The 4,681-nt window shown below is 34.1% G+C and carries 4 protein-coding genes; 3 read left to right on the top strand and 1 reads right to left on the bottom strand.

What is annotated here, in order from left to right; translation table 11 throughout:
• Nucleotides 1–197: 197 nt before the first annotated feature.
• The 3 genes from QZ260_RS08400 to QZ260_RS08390 all read left to right on the top strand — a co-directional run bounded on the left by QZ260_RS08400 (nucleotide 198) and on the right by QZ260_RS08390 (nucleotide 3,769).
• Complete coding sequence (locus QZ260_RS08400) at nucleotides 198–1,469, top strand: amidohydrolase (protein ID WP_295985004.1); 1,272 nt, start codon at nucleotides 198–200, stop codon at nucleotides 1,467–1,469.
• Nucleotide 1,470: 1 nt separating this feature from the next.
• Nucleotides 1,471–3,027 (top strand): FMN-binding glutamate synthase family protein, encoded by a 1,557-nt coding sequence (locus tag QZ260_RS08395; protein ID WP_295985001.1) that lies wholly within the window; start codon nucleotides 1,471–1,473, stop codon nucleotides 3,025–3,027.
• A gap of 220 nt (nucleotides 3,028–3,247) precedes the next feature.
• Nucleotides 3,248–3,769: a hypothetical protein gene (locus QZ260_RS08390; RefSeq protein ID WP_295984999.1), complete on the top strand. Its 522-nt coding sequence runs from the start codon at nucleotides 3,248–3,250 to the stop codon at nucleotides 3,767–3,769.
• Here QZ260_RS08390 and QZ260_RS08385 read toward each other — a convergent pair.
• A partial coding sequence (locus QZ260_RS08385; RefSeq protein ID WP_295984998.1) for a patatin-like phospholipase family protein occupies nucleotides 3,761–4,681 on the bottom strand: 921 nt, incomplete at its 5' end. The genes QZ260_RS08390 and QZ260_RS08385 overlap by 9 nt on opposite strands.

The following is a 4,681-nucleotide window of genomic DNA, read 5'->3' as shown; positions in this document are numbered from 1 at the left end:
CTTGAATTGTAGGCTCTAATTGTGCATCATTTAACTGGTTTAAATACTTTTCCAAATCATCTTCAATTTTATCCCGTGAAATTAACCAATGTTATGCTTTTTTTATACTTGAATTATTAATAATTATAAACAATTTACCGTTACACCATCCTTTAGTAAAATTTGAATATCTTTAACTTCAAAAAATTCATTTATCTATGAAAACCCTCTTTAATCTATTACTTTTCTTATTTATTTCTTTTGCTTTTTCTCAGAATGATTTAAAAAAACAGTACATTGAAATTGAACAGAAAGTTATTAAATGGCGCCGTGATTTTCATCAAAATCCTGAGTTATCTAATAGAGAGTTTAAAACTTCAGAAAAAATTGCTAAACATTTAAAATCACTCGGTTTAGAAGTACAAACTCATGTGGCCCATACAGGCGTGGTTGCCATTTTAAAAGGAAATTCATCAGAAAAAGTGATTGCGTTAAGAGCTGATATTGACGCGCTTCCTGTGACTGAACGTAATGATTTACCATTCAAATCTATTGTTGAAACTAAGTTTCTAGGAACTAAAACAGGTGTTGCTCATGCTTGCGGACATGATGCACATACTGCTATTCTTATGGGTGTAGCCGAAATTCTTTCAAAAAATAAAGATAAGATTAATGGTACTGTTAAATTTATTTTTCAACCTGCAGAAGAAGGTCCTCCACCCGGAGAAGAAGGCGGATCTAAACTCATGATAAAAGAAGGTGTTCTAGAAAATCCAAAAGTAGATGCTATTTTTGGTTTACATATTCGTTCTGGTGTTGATGTAGGACAAATTCATTACAAACCTGGTGGTGCTATGGCCGCTGTAGAGCGCTTTACCATTAATGTAAAAGGCAAGCAAACTCATGGGTCTGAGCCTTGGTTAGGTGTTGATCCTATCCTTATTTCAGCAAAAATTATTGACGGCCTACAAACTATTATCAGTCGTGAATCGGAACTTATTAACGAAGCTGCAGTAATTAGTGTTGGAAAAATTACTAGTGGTGTTCGCTTCAATATTATTCCTGAAAGTGCTGAACTTATAGGTACGGTAAGAACTTTAGATCCTAAAATGAAAATGCATATTATGAAACGTATGCAAGACATGACTGAAACGATTGCTAAAGCCTATGGTGGTGAAGCTAGTATTATCTTTGAAAATTTTACAGCAGTAACCTATAATAATCATGAATTAGTATCTAAAATGCTACCTTCTTTAGAGCTTGCAGCTGGAAAAGATAACGTCACACAAATAAAGGCTGAAACAATTGGTGAAGATTTTTCATTTTATCAAGAAAAAATACCTGGTTTTTATTTTTATTTGGGTGGAAAACCTAAAAATAATAATAAACCGCCGCTTCACCATACACCAGATTTCTTAATTGATGAGAGTGGACTACTTTTAGGAGTTAAAGCATTCACACAAATAACTTTTGATTTTTTAAATAATTAACATGGATTCAATATTAGATTTTTTATCAAACATAGCTTGGTGGGCATGGATTTTACTTTTCTTAGTTCTTGTAGCTATACGCGATATATTTTTTCAAAAGAATCATACAATAAGCCACAACTTTCCTATTGTTGGACATTTACGCTATTGGCTTGAAAGTATTGGTCCGGAAATGCGTCAATATTTTGTAGCAAACAACAGAGAAGAATTACCTTTTAATCGCATCGAACGCGGTTGGATTTATGCTTCAGCGAAAAAAGAAAACAATTATGAAGGTTTTGGAACGGATAGAGATATCTATGAGCATCAACATATTTTTATAAATAATGCCATGATGCCTTATAAACTGCCTGAAAATCATCCTAATAAAATTGATCAAACATTTTTACCCTGTGCTAAAGTCATGGGTGAATTTAATAAAAGGAAAAAACCTTATAGACCAGCATCAGTAATAAACGTCTCTGCTATGAGTTTTGGATCACTTTCTGCGAAAGCGGTAGAGTCGTTAAACAAAGGAGTGAAAATTGCCGGAGCCTATCATAATACTGGAGAAGGTGGTTTATCACCGTATCACAGTAATGGAGGCGATGTCGTGTTTCATTTCGGAACAGGTTATTTTGGTGTTCGTGCTGAAGATGGCGGATTTTCTATGGAAAAATTGATAGAGCTCGTTAATAACAATCCTTTTATTCGAGCTATTGAAATAAAACTATCACAAGGCGCTAAACCTGGGAAAGGTGGTGTTTTACCCGGTGCAAAAATAACTAAAGAATTAGCTGACATTAGAGGTGTTGAAGTTGGTAAAGATGTACTCTCTCCTCCAAATCACAAAGCCTTTTCTAATGTACTAGAAATGTGTGATTTCATTGAAAAAATAGCTGAAGCTACAGGCTTACCTGTGGGTATAAAAGCTGCTATTGGTAAACTAGAACAATGGGAAGAATTAGCAGATATCATGATAAAAACAGGGAAAGGCCCAGATTTTATTACTGTTGACGGTGGTGAAGGTGGAACAGGTGCTGCTCCTCCAAGCTTTGCAGACCATGTATCTTTGCCATGGGTTTATGGCTTTAGCGACTTATATAAACTATTTAAGCATAAGGGATTAGCAGAGCGCATTGTTTTTGTAGCTAGTGGTAAATTAGGTTTTCCGGCCAAAGCAGCTATGGCTTTTGCTATGGGTGCAGACTGCATTAATGTGGCCAGAGAAGCGATGATGAGCATTGGTTGTATTCAGGCGCAAGTATGTCATACCAATCGTTGCCCAAGTGGTGTGGCTACTCAAAGTAAATGGCTTCAAAATGGCATTGACCCAACACTAAAATCTGAGCGTTTAGCGCAATATTTTAAAACTTTTAGAAAAGAGTTAGTAGAAATTACTCATGCTGCCGGTTATGAACATCCTTGTGAATTTAAAATGAGTGATATTGAAATAAATGTTGACGATCAGCACCTTTCAAAAGAATTAAGCAGAACATATATGTATGAGAAAGCATCTGTGCCATTTAAGAGTATGCAGAATTTAAAAGATTGTTTCTATTTGGGAGGGGCTGAATAGTTTTCAGTTGCAGTCGCAGTTTTCAGTCTTACTCAATCTCAAAAAAATTCCACATTTTATTAAGCTAAAATTAACACTCTACTCCTCATTTTGAAACTCTTTGTAGTTATATTTTAACTTAACATCTTTACGTGAAAATATTATTCACAGTCACTAGTATTTAATAATTTCTTGTACAATAAACACAAACCACCTATGTTTGTAATTAAATTATCTTTTTATGGAATTAAGTAGAATTTTTGACCTTTTCTTATTTGCTATTCCTTCAATAATCACTGGAATTATAGCCTATTACTTTTTTAGAGAACACACAAAAAACGAAGATGGTCGTAGACGCTTTTTATTAAAAAAAGACATGCAAGTCAATGCGATGCCATTACGCCTGCAGGCTTATGAACGTATAGCTCTTTTTTTAGAACGCATATCGCCATCAAAATTACTAATTAGAATTGCTCCAAACAACTCTAATAAAGCAGATTACGAAACTTTACTTATACAAAGTATAGAGCAAGAGTTTGAACATAATCTATCTCAACAAATATATATTAGCGATAAATGTTGGAGCATCGCAACAACTGCAAAAAATGCTACAATTCAATTAATTAGAAAAGCTAGTATGCTAGAAAAAACGGACACAGCAAATAAGCTGAGAGAAGTTGTTTTAACCGAAATGATGGAACGACGTTCACCGAGTGATGCGGCACTGTCTTTTATTAAAGAAGAGGTCTCAGATTTATGGTAATTCCTCCATGCGCAACTCGTTAGATCTTGCACGTTCGCATTTTTCTTTTGCATACAAATAGCCTTGTTGCCACCAAGAAGACATCAATTTTTTATTAAAAACCAAAGAATTTTCAGTAAGTTTTGAAGGTGTATAATATAAATTTAGCTTTACATTTTTGTTTTTTGCGGCCAACTTACCGATTATAATATCACTGCGCTCAACCTGATCCAAAAGGTGACCAAACAAGTTTAGCATTAAAGAAAACGGATTCTTACCAAGCACTTTATTATAAGCCATACTTTCAGATTCTAAAATAATAGCATCAATTTCTGTTGCACCTCTCAAAATAGCTTCTCGAATGGGCACAACACAACCAAAGGCTCCGTCGGCGTATTCAAACCCATTCTTCTTCACTAATGACATAAACGGAATATAATTACAAGAAATCCAAATCCAATCACAAAATTCATCATAACTAAAATCCTTTATAGACTTATATTCAACAATATTTTTAGATAAATTGGAGACTGTAACTACCACATCATCTTTAGTTTTTTTTAAGATTTGATACTCTTCGTAAGTAAAATGTTTTTTCAAATATCGACGTAAAGCCTTACTCTCACCAAATGTGCGTTTCATTTTAATAAACTGCCACAATGAGTTTAAAAAATCAATCGACACAAATTCTCTATTTCCTTTTTTACGAACAACAAACGGATTGACGCTAAATATATTTCTTTGATTAACATTTGTAAATACCTTGTGAATTTTATCAATCTTACCTGCTGCTAAATGAGGTATGAGCAGACTACCAGTTGAAGTACCCAAATATAGATCGTAATCTCTACCCTCTTTCTTAATCAAATACTCAGCCACACCACCAGCGTATGCGCCTTTACTGCCTCCTCCAGAAATTACTAATGCTTTCAT

It is taken from the genome of uncultured Algibacter sp. (assembly GCF_905480415.1).
Lineage (GTDB): Bacteria > Bacteroidota > Bacteroidia > Flavobacteriales > Flavobacteriaceae > Algibacter_B.
Note: the sequence above shows the minus strand (reverse complement) of the source record. Positions and strands in the feature narration are given on the sequence as shown.